This is a genomic window from Okeanomitos corallinicola TIOX110, from assembly GCF_038050375.1.
In the GTDB taxonomy this organism is placed as follows: Bacteria; Cyanobacteriota; Cyanobacteriia; order Cyanobacteriales; family Nostocaceae; genus Okeanomitos; species Okeanomitos corallinicola.
The window spans coordinates 4,431,729-4,449,090 of the sequence record NZ_CP150886.1 but is presented as its reverse complement, the minus strand read 5'-3'; the positions used below and the strand labels follow the sequence as shown (position 1 = coordinate 4,449,090).

Genomic DNA, 17,362 nt, shown 5'->3' with positions numbered 1-17,362 from the left:
GATATCCAGGATGTTTGATTTATTAACTACTATAAAATTCTTGTAGTCGGTTAAAACCGACTTTAGCTTTTAGACAGGGAATTTATTCCCTGACAATTGTTAAATGTTAACTGGGAATTAATTCCCAGTCAGACTAATTATTCATTACAAGACTGTTCCAAAATCAACTTTTTCTTTACAGTCTGTTCTTCTCCTGGTGGTACTGTTATTTCATCCATAAAATAAACATCGAATTTAGTTAATTTTTCACTATCTTGATGTTTACTATTCCACGCACTACAAACATATTTTCCATAAGCTGGATAAAGCTTTTTACCTATGGCACGATTGAGGTTAATAAAATAAGTACGCCATTGCATATTTCGGTAGATTTTACTTCTCACTCCTAAGCTGGGTTTATCCCAATTCACAGTATTTCCAAAGCGGAAAATATCCACTTCATTACCATTTTCTAACTTTCCAGGAACAACGTGCCATCCGTCATCTCTAGGGGGTGCTGGTGCAAAAATACTCCAAGATTGATCAACTCTAGTTATGCGTCCCATAATTGCGGTTTGCTGCCATATTTTCCGCTTGAATAAATCAGGAGCGTAACTTTGAATATTCCAAACAAAAGCGTACAACAGTAGTATTAATGCCAAAATATTTAAAACTTTGGATTTACGTACCTCTAAAGAATGGAATTTAAAAGGTTTAGTCAAATTACCTGCAAACTTACGATTATTAGCAACTGCTTCATAGAATTTTGTCCCCGCTGCCATGATTGGTTGCCATTTTAATAACGGTACTAAAAATTTAAAAATTGGGGATAAACTGACGACATAAATAATACCTTTAAACTTGAAATGTCGTCCTCCTTGATAGTCTTGAATTACCCAAGAATTATGTTTTTCCATATCCTCATAAACATCTGGATAATCTTGCGCCATTAATAATGGTGTTCCTGGTAAAATTAACAGTGTTCGTAAGATATGAACTACTTTTTTGCAGAAACCACAGTCAGCATCAAAGTAAATTGTTAAACCTTGACGTGCGGGAGTTTGCAAACGCTTTTCTAAACCATCCCAAAATTCACTAGGGAGAAAAGCTAACCAACTAAAGGTACTCAAAAAGGGAAAAATGCCAATATTTAATGTTAAACTAAATCCCAAATGCAAACCGATAAATGTAAAAACAGCAATGGTTTTGAAAATGTGATTTTTAAAAGGAATGAAAATTAATAATGGGCCTACCCATTCCAGCACTAAAGTAATTTGGGTAAAGACGTTTAAAATTGGCTGAAAGTTCAGGAGAAAATGTCCCAAATGAGTAACATATTGGTCATAACTTAAAGCATAATAAACCGCACTGCCATCAGTCCAAATTTCACTTTTAGTTTTAATTGCGGCTGAGAAAATATAGATAAAACATTGCTGACACATTAGTGCGAAAGTTGCACCGGAAGCAAATGTAATCGGTGATTGAAGTTGAGAAGTATTTAATGCACTATCTAAAGAATAACGAGCGCCCCAAGGTAAAAACATTGCCCAAAACATGAGCGCACGTAACACATCATCCGCCGCAAAAATTAAAGTTGGGTTGCGGTTGTGCATGGATATCAACAATATCCAAGATGCAATGGTAGCAAATCTGGTGCGATAAGCGACTAACATTTGCAATGCAAAAAACGCTGCCAGCGCAAATAATAAAATCTGAAAAATTGGCTCACCACTAATAGCGTGTAATGACCAATGTCCAGTTTTTGCTACTTCTGATAGGAGAGTGCGGGGAAGTACACCATAATCTGTATAATGTGCGGTTAAGTCTTGAAACCGAGTAAATAAATCAACTAAAATGATAATGGAAATACCGATACGAAAAGCAGCGAGCGATCGCAAATCTAATCCTATAATGGTATCTAATATTTTTCCCCAGGGTTTTTTTAATGTTTCTTGTTGAGTAACCATAAATTATTTTTTAATAAACTCTTATTCTCTTTGCGTCTTTGCGTCTTTGCGTGAGCATTTATTTTTTTTACCCCCAAATATCCATCTTTTAGCTACTTGAAGTTTGTGTTTTAAGGTTGGTAAACGTTGAATATATACTCCTCTACGAATGATGCCAGCTAATTTACCATCTAGAGTAATTCCAAAGCTAAAAACTACAGCATTCTTAACACCTAAAGTTAACATTTCTCCTAAATGTAGGTAGCTAAATGATTTTAATTTCTTACCTGTAATTTTTGCCCAAATATTTTTAGCTGCACGGGGTGCTTGTTGAAATGCGGCTTGGGCTGTTGTTGGCGATATTTTACCTTTTTTATCTCTAATTTCCGCTAAGTCTCCTAATACAAATACTTCAGGATATTCTGCTATTTGTAAAGTTGGAGTCGCTATTAATTGCCCATATTGATTATGCTGACAACTTAGTTCTTTTACCCATTGTATTGATTGATTTCCTCCTGTCCACAAAACTAAATCTGTTGATAATCTCTCGGTTTTACCTTGATAATTGATAATAATTTCATCAGCTTTAATTCTTTCTAAAGAAGTATGCAAATGTATTTGTACATTTCTTTTTAATAAAGCTCTATAAGATGCAGTTTGACAACTTTTAGGTAAAGTTTTTAAGATTTCATTTCCCCGATCAATTAAGTGAATTTCTCCTTTTTTTCCTAATCTATCTGCTAATTTACAAGCTATTTCTACCCCATTGGGACCCGCACCAGCAACTGCTATTTTAATGATTGAAATATCAGAAGTTTCTAAAATTATTAACTTTTCTTTTAACCTTTCTGCATCTGCCAAACTTCTAAAAGTCTGCGCGTATTCTGCTGCACCAGGGAGTATATCTAATCTAGTTTCTTTACCAACAGCTAACACTAAATAATCATAATTTAGTATTTCTCCATTTTCCAAATTTATCAATTTTTGCTCTAAATCAACATTTTCAATTTCTGCCTGATAAAATTTAACCGGACTATCTGCAAGCAACTTTTGATAACTTGGTGCAACTTCCCAATCTAATAACTCTCCCGTCACCACCTCATAAAGCAAAGGAGTAAATAAAAAACGTTCTTTTTTCTCAATTAAAATAATCTCATAATTAGAATGATGAAATTGAGCAAATTTACACAATTCTAAAGCAGTGTATAAACCACCAAACCCACCACCCAAAACACAAATCCGCCTATTATAATTAGTAGTATTCTTATTTTTCCGATTCCTATTACTAAGCAAATTATTCATGTTCATCTATATAACTCATATTTGATAATTCATAATTTACTCCTTTGCTACTACCCTGCGGGATCTCCTGACGGAGATTGCACGAAATAAAATCAAAATTTTATTTGATATTTGCAGCCTTAAACTGTTTAACAAGTTCGCTTGTGCGAGTACGACGACCATCAGGATTAAGATGATAGTGAGTATCAGCAAACAAACTCGAATCTGTCTTTACATTTAAACTTTTTTGGTCATAAAGTACGGGAGCAATTTTTTCTAATTCTGCTGCTGTAACACGAATATTATTCATAGTTTTCGGATCAGTGCTGCCATAAATCCAAGAAAGTCCTAAAACTAAAGTTGCTTCTTTTGCTTCTACTTCCTGTTTAAATTTTTGAATTCGCTGCAAAGCGTGATCAGAAACACTATCATTAATTTTTAATGACCACCATTCACTTTTTGTCCTTTTTTTCATCACTGTCGGATCACCATTTTCTGTAACTGGATCAGAATAGTAACCTGTTAAATGTCCTTTTTCAATCACATCTAAAGATGATTTTGTCGCAGCGCGGAGGGTGGGAATTCCTAATAACATTAAATCTTGAGCGAGTTGTTTAGGGGGTATATTTCCTAAACCGGGTTTACCAATAGCTGCACCAAATTGCCCAGAGCGATCGCCAAAACCGTCCTGATCTAACAACAATAAATATTCAGGAATTAGTAAAACAATATCACCTTTTTTGATCACATCAAGAATGCTAGGTAAAATCACATCTAAACCCACTGGTCCATCGGTAGCAATATTGATAGTAGGAATATTTAATTGTTCCTGCATCAGTTTGGCATCAACGGTGTAATGAGCGCCAGAACCACCGACTATTAAAATCCGTTTGGGTGCTTGTACTTCTTTAGCAACAGCCATTTTTTGTTCATACATCATCCGTAACCAGCTAAGTTCACCACCATAACGAGCATTGTAAACATAACCAACACTCCAGGTTACACCAGCGATCGCAAACCAACTTAAAAGTTTTACAAATTTGTTCATCATAGGTGACAGTAAGAAGGTAAGAGGTAAAAGGTAAGAGTAAAAAAAATTAACCAATAACCAATAACCAATAACTAATAACTAAAATTCAAAGTAAATAAAGGGAGAAGGTGCATTAGCAGCAAACAAAATAGTCAAGACTAACAAAATTCTTGACATCCAAGGGGTAACTAATAAATCATATTCTGTTTCACCCTCGCGCCATACTCCTAATTGTTCCATGAATAAAAGTCCTACAGAAAAAACCAAAGTTATTACTAAAGCTACTGCTCCATTGTCATTAAAAAATGTTAAAGCTTCCCCTAAATTTGATAAAGAATAATTCCAAGGAGTTATTAAAACTATCAACTTTTCAACTAAACGACGTGTATTTGTTTCCATAAAAAACAAACATCCTAAAATCACAGATCCAAAAGTTAAAGCCCAGGAAATAAATTGAGGCATTAACAGTTTTTGTTTGCCAATAATTTGGTAAAATGGTCGTCCAACATAACGTATAACTAACAGTAGTAAACCGTGATAAGCACCCCACAAAATAAAATTCCAGGCTGCCCCATGCCAAAAGCCAGAAAGTGTAAATGTGATAAAAAGATATAATGGTGCGAGTTTCATATTTTTACCCATTAAAGGAATAAAAACATAGTCTCTAAACCAGGTACTCAGGGTAACGTGCCATCTTCGCCAAAACTCGTTAATACTCTGGGAAGTATAAGGAGCAAGGAAATTGAGGCTTAATTTCACACCTAAAAACTTTGCTAAACCCAAAGCGATAAAACTATAACCACCAAAATCAAAATAAATTTGTAATGTAAATAAAAACGCAAAAAACCAAACTAACCAAGGATTATCTACTTGATCTAATTTGATATAAGGGGAAATATTATCCGCTAGAACAAACTTCATAAAAAGTCCCAGAGATAACCAGCGAAAACCAGCCTCAAAGTTATCAAACGTCAACTTAAATCTGAAGTTTTCAATCTGAGGAAATAAATCCGCTCTCCGTTCAATTGGCCCAGCTACAACTTGGGGGAAAAATGCCGCAAAGTTAACATAATCTAAAGCAGCAAGTGGTTTTTTTCTCGCTCTTTTACTTTTGTAGGAATCAACTACAAATGCCACCATTTGAAAGGTGTAAAAAGACAAACCTGGAGGAATTGAACCCATCCCAGGAATAGTTTTTGATTGCCAATTATCTGCTAATCCCGGAATAATTAAACCTAAAACATCTTCTACAAAAAAGTTGAGATATTTAAAATAGGCCAAAATAGCAACATCAACTACTATAATGCAGGTAGCTATTAACTTAGCTTGTGCCTGTTCCTGTTTCAACATCCACCACACCATGATGTAGTTGAAAATAATTTCACAGACAAAAATAGCAAAACTAGATTTAGAGGCGTTGAGAAATAAAAATAACGACATTGCGGCCAAGCCAACAGTGTCGAAAATATCTCTCCACAGGTTTAAAGACTTAGCAATATAGCGGACTGTAAAAAAAGGGATGCAAAATAGCAGCAGTACCCACCAAAACGAAAATTCCGAAAAATTCAATTCACCACCCCTCCAACCTGTGAAATATTAGGTAATAGGTAATGGGTAATGGGTAATAGGTAGTATATCTTCCCAATCACCAATCACCAATCACCAATCACCAATCACCAATCACCAATATTAGCTACCACTAATCTTGTTCCAAAGTCCACCCCAACCTTTACCTGCGGGTGCTTCTGCTTTTGCTTGACTTGCTGCTGCTGGTTGGGGAGTAGCGGTTTCTTCAGGAGACACACCCACTTCATCCACTAAATATTGAGCAGCTTTGGCAATGGTTGGATAGTCCCAAAGTAAGGTAGAAGGTAATTCTGCATCTAACCAGTCTTCCATATCACCGACGATGGTTACAGAGTCAATGGAATCTAAACCATAGCGAGTTAAAGGTTCAGTAACTTTAATAGTTTCTGGACCGATTTTTAACTGTGTCGCAATTTGGTTAACTAACCAACTTTGAATAGTATCTACAGAGTTCATAGTATTAGGTTTGGAGTTGGAGTTTTGGACTTGCATCGGTGCTGGTTTCCTCTAGTTGAGATTTTGCTAGTTGGAAAGGAACGATGGAAAACATTCTGTCTTCGTTATATAAACGAATCATTTCTTGGGTGACACCACTATCATCTATTCTTCCAGGTAATGCCTTAGCTGGTTTTAAGTTTAACATTAGCCTACGTAAGCTCAATGCTAACCACTCGCCATTAGCAAAAAATTCTCCTAGATGATTACGGTTATAAATCCATGTATACACACAAGCAGCCGCAGCGTGCAATACACAGTATTTTCTGGCCATGTCAAAAAATTCTGGTTCTTGTTCATGGCCAAACTGGAAGGTTGACTCTGTGATTTCCACATCCAGACTGTTTAATTCTTCTCGCATTATCTCCGTAAAGGTGATGATTTGATAAAGAGTATCTGGATTCAAGTTAGAGTCACTTTTTAACTTCTCCAAGGAGGCGATCGCTAATTCCAGACCTTGCAATACATCATCTCCACCCCGATTCACTAACTCTAGTTTTTTACCATCAAAGGCTGGTAAAGTCTGTGTCAGGTCAAAAGTGGTAGATAATCTTGTTGACAGGGCTTCTAGATTCTTTCCAGCATTTCTAGCGCGAGATTTAGTTAACTGCCTTAGCTGTAATAACAGGGCGTGCAGGTTAACAATACTACTACCATCAAACATACTAATAATGGCATTATCCCTTAGCACCTTCTGGAAAATACCCCAGTCGTGTGCTTCCCGCATATAAAAACGCGAACCCAAAACCACGGAGACATTGTTTACAACTGTTTCTAAGGTAGTAGTAACAAAATATTTCACCACTGCTGACCAGGCGCTGATTTGTTCAGGAACGGTACTAAAACCACGCCCCACACCATAGGTACAACAGTCACAAATCAAAATATCTAAAAACGCATCGGTAAGGGTACGCCGGGGTTGGGGCATATCAAAGACTGTTTTACCGTATAATTTGCGACCTAATGCAAATTTCAAGGTAGTCCGCAAAGCCGTGTCAGCCGCACCTTGGGAAAAAGCAGCACATAAAGCCCTGGTAATTTGAAAACCCTTTAAAGCCAGTTCTAAACCTGTACCTTCTGCCCCCAACCGCATCGCATCAGGAATAAAGCAGTGATCAAATTTGATACCGCTCATATCTGATCCGCGAATGCCATGAGTGAGGATTTTGGGCAGATTACTATATTTAGCTGGGTCAATTTTGCTCTTTTCCACCATGAACAGGGATAGGCTACGGGGGCCCCCGGCTGGGTCGGTTTGAGCCAGGACAAAGGACACTCCAGAACGGGTAGCGCGGTTAATTGGCCATTTTTCCCCGGTCATGAGATAACCACCTTCTACCTTAGTGGCTTTCATATCTCCACCTAACAAATCACTACCGTGGGCTTTTTCCGAATAAGCCAGGCACATTGTGCCATTGTTATCCTTCATAAAGCTGGCTAGGTTTTGTTTTTGCTCCTCTGTTCCCGCCATCCACACCAGGTATGACCAAAACATGGTAGTAAAAGCTATCCCTGCGGTTTGATCTCGTCGGGAAAGTACGCGGACAAAGGAGATAAACTCGTCAAAGCCCGTAAATTCACCACCGCATTCTGTGGGAATGTAGTAATGTTGGAGTTTCCAGTTATATAGCCAGTCTATAATTTCATCGGGAAATTCTTCCTTCTCATCCAGATCCATGACCTGTTTGAAGGACATCATACTATTTGGATTACCAGGATCGCCTAAATCCTTTTCTAGTGCTTCGGCGACCCAAAACTGTTTGAGTTGCTGCATAATGTTTCCCTTAATGATTAACTTGCACTTGATCTAATAAGCTATCTACCTCTTTGGATAGTTCCCGGTAGTGGTTGCTATACTTAGGGTTTTCACTCCAGTCTGCTAAGACTTCCAACTCTGCTGAGAGGAAACTGGCTTTACAAGCGCGACGTTGGATTTTACCGCTGGAGGTTTTGAGGATATTACCAGGTTTAGCTAAGACTACAGCATAAACTTGTAGTTCATGAATTTCGGCGATCGCCTGACGAATATTAGTAATCACTTCCTCGGTTTGATATTCTTCGGGATTGCGTTTTACTTCCTGCACAACTACCAGTTTTTCCTCTCCATTCGCATTGATAGAAAAGGCTGCACCGTAGTCAGGACGCAAGCAAGGATGAACTTGTTGTATAGTCCACTCGATATCCTGGGGATAATGATTAGTACCACGAATAATAATCAAATCTTTGATCCGTCCGGCGATAAATAACTCACCACCACGCATAAATCCTAAATCCCCAGTCCTCAGAAATGGCCCTTCTTTAGTATCCGCAGTGTAGGCACGGAAGGTGCTTTCGCTTTCCTCTGGACGCTGCCAATAACCACCAGCCACACTAGGATCACATACCCAAACTTCCCCCACTTGATCAGGTGAACAACGTTTCAAAGTATCAGGATCAACTATGGCCACTTTCGTGTCACAAACCAGTTGTCCACAACCAGGAATAGCGCGAACACCATCACCCCAACCATCAGCCTCAACTATTTTGTTTTTCTCTATTTCTGAGGTTTTCACCAGACAAAGTACCGGTGCTGTGTGCTTGGGACTGGTGGATACTAATAATGTATCTTCTGCTAAACCATAGGCTGGTGCGAAGGTTTCCCACTGAAAACCAGCAGGAGCAAATTTTGTATAAAATTCTTCTAAAACTCTAGGGTTAATGGGTTCTGCGGCATTTCCTGCGGCTTGCCAACTACTTAAATCTAAACTGGCTACTTGTTCATCGGTAACACGACTCACACACAATTCATAGGCAAAGTTAGGTGCTTGAGAGTGAGTACCCCGATAACGTTGAATCGCTTGCAACCAGCGCAGCGGCCGTTTAATAAAGGCCAGAGGGGACATAATATAACAGGGATGACCGTTGTACAGTGGTACTGTCATTCCTTCCACTAAGCCATAATCGTGAAAATAGGGCATCCAAGTGATGGAAACACTGTCAGTATCATAACCACAGGCTTTTTGCAGATAACTACAATGGTGAATAATATTGTGATGGCTAATCATCACCCCTTTCGGTGTGGATGTAGAACCAGATGTATATTGCAAATATGCCAAACTATCGGCACTAATTTGCGGATCTTGCCACTGATCTGCTAATTCTAAATCAACATCTTCGGTAGCTATCCATGTCATTTCTTTAAATTCTGGGAAATCTGCATCTTCCCCTTGCAGAATTTCTAGAAAGTTACGATTAGTGAAGGCAACGGTAGCATTAGCATCTTTAACAATTGCCCGCAATCTAGGTAATGCTCGTTTTAATCTACCCGCATCCGGTGGGGGAACTGGGATAGCGATTACCCCTGCATAGAGACAACCCAAGAAAGCAGCTAAAACTTCTATTCCCTGGGGATAAAGTAATAATGCTCTTTGTCCTTTGGTATTATGTTTTTGTAACCATGCACCAATAGCACGGGCTTGACAATCTAGTTCTCCATAATTCAAGCTTGTTCCTTCTTTTTTCCCGTCTACCAGGAATGTGTAAGCAAGCTTATCAGTTTCATTGGTAGCACGCCAGCGCAGTAGTTCAACCAGGGTAGAGAAGTTACTCATGGGCAAATTTTGGGTAGCTTGGCTTTGAGTCATTGGCCGACTCCGCAAAAATTAGGGTATTTAAAATTAATATATAACACTGTATTTTTATTGGTTGTACTGACTACAGTTATTTAGCTATGAGCTTGACTTTTTTATTGATATACAGCTATCTATTGTGACATAAAAAACTCATCAATTCTCATACTTCTTCAGTATTTTTACTAAAAAAACACATTAAATTCAAATTAGGGCTTTTTAAATAGGCGGGTATATATAGGTATAATTTTGATTTTTCAAGGTTTTTAATCTTTTTTACCCTTTCTGCATAATGAAAAGAAATGATGAATTTTTCGTAAACATTTAGAGTTGTCAAATATTGTTACACATCTATATTGTGTAGTATGTGTATGCCTTTTTGCAAAATACTTGAATATACTGACAAGTGTTTATACAGAATATATTTATGATTAGATTCGCAGCTTGTATTTTCCTATTTACCCAGTAAGTAGCATTAGTAGGAAAAAACAAAACAATATCTGAATGAATAGATGTAGGTTGGGTTGACGGAAGGAAACCCAACATTTCCAATATGCTGAAATTTATTGTATTGTTGGGTTGCGCTTTACTTAACCCAACCTAGGATGAAAAACCCCGATAACCTAAACTCAGTCTAAATTTTAGCTTCTTTGTTACTCCCTCAACTTCAATCCATTTTCTGCAACTTAGCTACTCTAGGATCAATAATTTTTTGACCTAAACTAGCAAATTTGATCGCTACAGAAGTTTTATTTCCATTGCCAAAAACATGGGTAATTTCCCCAATTCCAAAGCTTTTATGTAATACTTTTTCCCCAACTTGCCAAGTTTGAGATGTATCTTGTTGTTGGGTTTTTGCTGATGGAACTTTGGTATAAGTGCGGGTTGTTTTTTGTTTAGTTGTTAATAATTCTGCTGGTATTTCATCCAGGAATTGCGATCGCATAGCAGGTTCTCTAGAACCATACAATCTTCTTTCCCTAGCATGGGATAAGTATAACCTTTCCTGGGCGCGAGTTATCCCCACATAACATAATCTTCTTTCTTCTTCTAAAGATGCTGCATCTTGTAAGGAACGATAACCAGGAAAAAGTCCCTGTTCTAATCCTACTAAAAATACTACCGGAAATTCTAAACCTTTGGAAGCGTGCAAGGTCATTAAGGAAACCGCTGTTTGTCCTTCTTTTAAGTTATCTAAATCAGAACTTAATGCTGCACTTTGTAAAAATGCTTGTAAGGAAATATCTTCACCTTCGTTTTCTTCTTGAAATTGCAAAATGGCATTATTCAATTCATTGACGTTACTAATTCTATTATCAGCTTCATCTGTCCCCTGTTCTTGCAAATCTTGGATATAACCAGAATCTTCTAAAATTCCTTGCAATATTTCAGAACCTGGAATTTTGGTAATTTGTTCTTGCCATTTTTGAATGGTTTTCGCAAACCCATTTACAGATTTTGCTGAACGTCCTGCTAATGTATTTACTGAAGTTTCATCACTGATAATTTCCCAAAATGTCGTTCCCAATTGCATGGAAGCATTCATTAAAGAATCTATAGTTGCTTTGCCAATTCCTCGTCGGGGTGTATTAATAATTCTCAATAAACTGACTGTATCAGCGGGATTATTTATCGCTCTTAAATAACCAACCACATCTTTAATTTCTTTGCGGTCATAAAACTTCATTCCCCCAACAACTGTATAAGGAATTTGATATTTTACTAATAATTCTTCAAAAGGTCGAGATTGGGCATTAGTGCGATAAAGAATCGCAAAATTACCCCAATTTACTTCCGGATTTTGATATTCTAAAGTCCGAATTTGATTAATGACAAACTCTGCTTCTGCTATTTCATCATCAGCTTTATAACAATCAATTGCCTCTCCCGGATCTCTTGTAGCTTTGAGAATTTTATCAATGCGTTGGGTATTATTTTCAATTAGTTCATTAGCCGCTTGCAGAATGTTTTCACAAGAGCGATAATTTTCTTCTAACTTCACCATTGTTCTCGTATCATCATCTTCTAAACCATCTCCAAAATTATCTTGAAATTCCAACAAGATGGTAAAGTCTGCCATTCTAAAACTATAAATTGATTGATCTGCATCACCCACAACAAACACTGAGCGATTTTGCCATTTCCATTCATTGCTTCTGGTTTCTCCATTGGTAACTAGAAGTTGAATTAAATTATATTGGGTGCGGTTTGTATCTTGGTATTCATCTACTAAAACATGACAAAATTTGCGATGCCAATAACCTAAAACTTGTTCATTTTGCTGAAATAATCTTGTAGGTATCAGAATTAGATCATCAAAATCTAAGGCGTTATTTTGTGCAAGTTTATCTTGATAACGACTATAAACCTCTGCAATTACCCGTCCACGATAATTAGGTTGTTCTCGCTCAAATTCTTGAGGGGAAAAGCCTTGATTTTTGGCATTACTGATAGCATAACGAACAGATTTAGGATCAAATTTTTTACTATCTAAATTAAATTCTTTTGTAACTATTTCTTTAATTAAACTCTGGACATCAGATTCATCAAAAATCGAAAAATTTTTATTCCAACGTCTGCCTTTTTCATCTTGATATTTTTCAATATCAAATCTGAGAATGCGAGAAAAAAGACTGTGAAAAGTTCCACACCACATATTTTTGATGTAGGTGCGGTAAACTTTTGATCTGATTTGGGTTTGTTCGTATTCTGGTAACAGATCAAATTTTTTATTGTATTCTCTAATTGCTAATTGTTCAGAAAATAATCTTTGAATCCTTTCTTTCATCTCCCGTGCAGCTTTATTGGTAAATGTTACTGCTAAAATATTTTCTGGGTCAACACGATGTTGGAGAATTAAATTAGCAATTCGGTAAGTAAGCGCACGAGTTTTACCAGAACCAGCACCAGCTACTACTAATAATGGTCCACAGTAGTGTTCTACCGCTTGGCGTTGATTGGGGTTGAGATGGCTAAGAAAATCAGTATTTGTGGTCATGGGTGTGTGAAAGCAGAATTTTTATATTTACTTGATATAATTTGCAGTATAAATGCTGGCGATCGCCATTTTATCTGAAAATAGTGGTATTAAAAAATTAAAAAGGTGATATTAATCTATGTTTAATTTTATCCCTGTACTGTTAATGGTAAGCTGACTCTAAAAGTAGAACCCACACCAAGTTGACTATCAACTATTATTTCACCTCCCATCATTTGACAAAAATGACGGCTGATAGCTAAACCTAAACCTGTACCACCATATTTTTTGGTAGTTGAATTGTCTCCTTGAGTAAAAGGTTGAAATAGTTTCTGTTGCTGAGTTGGTGACATTCCAATTCCTGTATCAGTAACTATAAAATTGATTATACCAAAAGGAGCTTTTTTAATGATGTTGCTTTTTTCTTGTCTGACTGTTAATGTCACTCTACCGTTGCTAGTGAATTTAGCTGCATTACTGAGTAGGTTTAATAATACTTGTCGCATTCTCGTTTGGTCGGCATACATTGTTCCTAAATTTTCGTCACAGTCTAAGATGAGATTGTTGCCATTTTTTTCCATGGCTGGCTTAACTGTCAGTACAACATTATTAATCAAATTCATGATGTCAAATATTTCTGGGTAAAGTGTCATTTTCCCAGCTTCAATTTTTGATAAATCAAGAATATCGTTGATCAGTTCTAGCAAATGTCTACCGGCAGAATTAATAGTTTCTAAATCAGTAATAAAATCTGCATCTGCACCCAGATCAACAGCATCATCCTGCAACAGTTGACTTAATCCTATAACTGCATTTAATGGTGTTCGTAATTCGTGGCTGACATTAGCTAAAAATTGGCTTTTAGCTTTGCTGGCTGCTTCTGCTAATTCTTTGGCTTGTTGTAGTTGTTTGGTGCGTTCAGACACTCTCTCAATTAAGCGATTTAAAGATTTAGCTAACAGTCCGATTTCATCATCGGTGATGACAGGAGCGCGTAAATCAAAATTAGATTTTCTGGCTACTTGTTCAGCTACTTGAGTAACGGTAATTACGGGTTCAGCGATCGCTCGACTGGTACGCCAAGCCATGACAGCAGCAATAGCTACCGATAATAACATACTAGCTATAACTATTGTCCTTTCTACAAATCGCGCTTGCTCTACATCAGTTCTTCGATCCTGTTCTTGAACTTGAGCATTACGTAAAATTCTGGTTAGCTTATTTGATAAATTATCTAACTCTTCAACTGTATGACTACCCATAAGTACAAGTAACTGTTCCCGGACTACAGTCACTGTTTCTGGCTGTATATCCCTATTCTCAAGCCTTTCTAAGATAGTTTTTATATCTTGGATATATGTTTTTAAGTAAAAAGAATAATCAAATAACAGAGTTTGTAAAGTAGCACTATTCGCTGCTAGTGTCTGTGGACTGCTGTCAATATACTCTGTAATTTTAGGTTCCAATTTTTGGGCTTCGGCAAAAGCATTAAGCAACTCAGTTTTTTTTCTCTCTAACTTTTGTGCATCATCCAGCACAGCAACTAAGCTAGAACTATGCAATTTTGTTTCAATTACCGCATCTTTATAGTTATTTAATAGCTGTTCTTGATAGTTGGCTTGATTAAATTGCCTGACTTCTCTGCCTCGATAGTAGTTCGCCAGTACCAATCCTGTCAGAGAACCAAAAAAGCCAATTGCAATGGCGACAAAGTAGCCATACCCAATTTTTTGGTGAATACGCCATGAACTCGCTTTCAGTTTCCCACGAGAGGGAAATTCTATGGTTGGGAGTTCATCTATTTTTGGCTCTTGAGTTGACACTTTTTTGCTTTCCCAACTTTTGTCAACCAGGGTTGGCTGTTGATCTGGTATGCCAGCAATTTTTTTGCCCTCCCACAAATATCACCAATTATTTTAGCGTTTATAATCGCTAATTACCTGTTTAAACTGAACTTTACTCTCTTTTATAACTTGAGTAAATGTCTATTAAATAGCAGATAGGATTGACTTATAGTTATAATCTTTCCCTTTTAGTCAGTGTAACCAAGAAAAATTAACAGCCTTAAATAGTAATAAAACTTATTATTTTTTAGCTTTTTCCAGCCCAGACCAGTATCATAAAATTATTTTAATGTCTAGTATCCATGCACAAATCTATGAAAATGATGACATATTAATAGCAAAGTGAATCAGTTAATTAACCAATGAGACTGAAGATAGCTTTAATATCAGATAAAATCAGCATTTAGACTTTTGATTATCAGAGGTGGACTAATTTTTGCATAATTTGTGTTTGGATGAGTACGATGATTAGCAAGTAAGGCAGCATGGGATAATTGGAGTAATTACACATTGAGTATTTCCGTGAAATTGCACGTAAAAAACTCGGTATGGTAATTTTAAGCAATTATGTTGCCTTTTGACTTCTATCCTCCTACTGAATTTCTACCCTATAGTTGATGCAGTGGAAACAAGAGGATTTTATGGTGATAAGACACTAAAAGCCTTTTTAAACCTAAACCTAATTATGCGGATACAAGAGTCTATTGTCTACTCAACAGCCTTGTGTTCAGAGTTGTGCAAATTAAGAAAACTCGACTGTCAAAATTATGGAAGTAAAAATGCAAGAACCAGAATATACAGAAACCAAATCAAAAGAGACTACAATCCCAGATATCAACACCCAAACTGGAAGTATTACTAAACTTCAGCCTCCATTGCAGTCTCAAGAACAATGGCTCAAATATGGGCAGCAAGTCTCTGGTTTTTTAGGTACATTACCTGATTATGCGGGTAACTTTTTCAATAAGTACAAACAACCTTTAGTTAGTGTTGGTTTGGTAGTGACATCAATTGTTGCTGTTAAGGTACTGTTATCCGTACTAGATTCTCTCAATGATATTCCTTTGGTAGCACCTACTTTTGAGTTGATTGGCATTGGTTATTCTGCTTGGTTTATTTATCGCTATTTACTCAAGGCTTCAACTCGTCAAGAGTTAACCAGTGAAATTACTACTCTCAAATCACAGGTGGTTGGTAAAGAGAACTCAGAATCTTAGAGATTTCAGGAGTTAGGAGTGAGTAGGGGTTTAGCACTGCTAAACCCGTACAGGGGTCAGAATTAATTCCATTGTCCTCCCCAACTCCCCAACTTCCTGCTCCTTAAAGCACGCGTAAAATACTAGGAATACTATCTATTGCTGCCAGATTTTTAATTTCTGCTAAAGCTTTTCTAAAATCACCTTCTTTGACATCGTGGGTAACAACCACAATTTCTGCTAATTGTTCTTGAAAACCAGTTTGAACGACTGACTCTAAGCTGACATCGTATTTGCCGAAAATAGTCCCCAGTTTACCAATCACACCCGATTGATCTTTGGTTAAAAAGCGAGTATAAAAACGACTAACAAGTTCAGAAATCGGACTTATCTGGCAGTAATGCTGATGGCTACAGGCTAATAGGGGATGTGCTTTGGAGGTATCAGTTTTGAGAGTTGCTACTAAATTTAAAATATCTGAGCAGACTGCACTAGCGGTAGCGCCAGCACCAGCACCGGGTCCAAAAAACATGACTTGTCCTATGGGTTCACCTTCAACCAAGATGGCATTATAAACACCGTTAATTGTAGCTAGAGGATGACTTTGAGGTACTAGAGTCGGATGAACTCTAACTGATAGTTGAGAACGATCATGGTTTTGTCCTTTAGCGATCGCTAGTAATTTAATTACAAATCCCAGCTTAGTAGCGTAGGCAATATCTGTTTTACTAACTTGGCGAATTCCTTCACAATATACATCTGCTAAGTTAATTCGTCCTCCAAAACCTAAAGATGCGAGAATGGCAATTTTATCAGCTGCATCTAAACCATCAACATCGGCAGTTGGGTCAGCCTCAGCATAACCCAAGCTTTGGGCATCAGCCAGAACATCATCAAAGTCGCTACCTTCCGTTTGCATCCGCGTGAGGATGTAATTAGTTGTACCGTTAACAATGCCTGTAATTGCATGAATTTGGTTAACACTCAGAGACTGCTTGAGGGGTTGAATAACTGGAATACCACCACCAACGGAGGCTTCTAACATTACATATACCCCGGCTGCGTTGGCAGCAGTAAATATTTCTGCCCCAAATCGGGAGATGACGGCTTTGTTAGCAGTAACTACGTGTTTACCATTTTTAATAGCGGTGAGAATGAGCGATCGCGTTGGTTCTAAACCTCCCATCACCTCAACAATGATATCTATTGCTGGATCATTGACTATTGCTTCTAAATCTGTAGTTACTACTCCAGCAGGTAGTTCTACTTGACGAGGTTTATTTGGCGATCGCACACCAACGCGATATATTTCTATTTCTTGTAACAGTGGGTGACGGTCTATTTTGTCTTGCAACAGTTGTACAGTACCCGTTCCCACCGTACCTAATCCTAATATTCCTAATTTAACACCCACAGATT

The 17,362-nt window shown here is 37.3% G+C and carries 11 protein-coding genes; 1 reads left to right on the top strand and 10 read right to left on the bottom strand.

The genetic code is table 11. The features are described 5' to 3' along the window. Nucleotides 1–137: 137 nt before the first annotated feature. The 9 genes from WJM97_RS19425 to WJM97_RS19385 all read right to left on the bottom strand — a co-directional run bounded on the left by WJM97_RS19425 (nucleotide 138) and on the right by WJM97_RS19385 (nucleotide 14,777). Complete coding sequence (locus tag WJM97_RS19425) at nucleotides 138–1,946, bottom strand: hypothetical protein (protein ID WP_353930408.1); 1,809 nt, start codon at nucleotides 1,944–1,946, stop codon at nucleotides 138–140. Between the two features lie 21 nt (nucleotides 1,947–1,967). Further along, complete coding sequence (locus WJM97_RS19420) at nucleotides 1,968–3,227, bottom strand: NAD(P)/FAD-dependent oxidoreductase (protein WP_353930407.1); 1,260 nt, start codon at nucleotides 3,225–3,227, stop codon at nucleotides 1,968–1,970. 100 nt (nucleotides 3,228–3,327) lie between these two features. Continuing rightward, nucleotides 3,328–4,257 (bottom strand): hypothetical protein, encoded by a 930-nt coding sequence (locus tag WJM97_RS19415; RefSeq protein ID WP_353930406.1) that lies wholly within the window; start codon nucleotides 4,255–4,257, stop codon nucleotides 3,328–3,330. Between the two features lie 78 nt (nucleotides 4,258–4,335). Continuing rightward, the gene (locus WJM97_RS19410; RefSeq protein WP_353930405.1) at nucleotides 4,336–5,805 is read right to left on the bottom strand and encodes an MBOAT family protein; all 1,470 of its coding nucleotides are present in this window, start codon (nucleotides 5,803–5,805) and stop codon (nucleotides 4,336–4,338) included. A 120-nt stretch (nucleotides 5,806–5,925) separates the two neighbouring features. Then, nucleotides 5,926–6,279, bottom strand: a complete 354-nt coding sequence (locus tag WJM97_RS19405; RefSeq protein ID WP_353930404.1) for an acyl carrier protein — start codon at nucleotides 6,277–6,279, stop codon at nucleotides 5,926–5,928. A 4-nt stretch (nucleotides 6,280–6,283) separates the two neighbouring features. Beyond that, nucleotides 6,284–8,092: an acyl-CoA dehydrogenase family protein gene (locus WJM97_RS19400; protein ID WP_353930403.1), complete on the bottom strand. Its 1,809-nt coding sequence runs from the start codon at nucleotides 8,090–8,092 to the stop codon at nucleotides 6,284–6,286. A gap of 10 nt (nucleotides 8,093–8,102) precedes the next feature. Continuing rightward, nucleotides 8,103–9,941, bottom strand: a complete 1,839-nt coding sequence (locus tag WJM97_RS19395; RefSeq protein WP_353930402.1) for a fatty acyl-AMP ligase — start codon at nucleotides 9,939–9,941, stop codon at nucleotides 8,103–8,105. Between the two features lie 652 nt (nucleotides 9,942–10,593). After that, nucleotides 10,594–12,924, bottom strand: a complete 2,331-nt coding sequence (gene pcrA / locus WJM97_RS19390; protein ID WP_353930401.1) for a DNA helicase PcrA — start codon at nucleotides 12,922–12,924, stop codon at nucleotides 10,594–10,596. A gap of 128 nt (nucleotides 12,925–13,052) precedes the next feature. Beyond that, nucleotides 13,053–14,777 (bottom strand): ATP-binding protein, encoded by a 1,725-nt coding sequence (locus WJM97_RS19385; protein WP_353933224.1) that lies wholly within the window; start codon nucleotides 14,775–14,777, stop codon nucleotides 13,053–13,055. A gap of 749 nt (nucleotides 14,778–15,526) precedes the next feature. Between WJM97_RS19385 and WJM97_RS19380 the strand changes: the two genes are divergently transcribed. Continuing rightward, nucleotides 15,527–15,964, top strand: a complete 438-nt coding sequence (locus tag WJM97_RS19380) for a CAAD domain-containing protein (protein WP_353933223.1) — start codon at nucleotides 15,527–15,529, stop codon at nucleotides 15,962–15,964. Nucleotides 15,965–16,067: 103 nt separating this feature from the next. Here WJM97_RS19380 and WJM97_RS19375 read toward each other — a convergent pair whose 3' ends face one another. Then, nucleotides 16,068–17,357, bottom strand: coding sequence for a homoserine dehydrogenase (locus WJM97_RS19375; RefSeq protein ID WP_353933222.1), 1,290 nt, complete (start codon nucleotides 17,355–17,357; stop codon nucleotides 16,068–16,070). Nucleotides 17,358–17,362 lie beyond the last annotated feature (5 nt).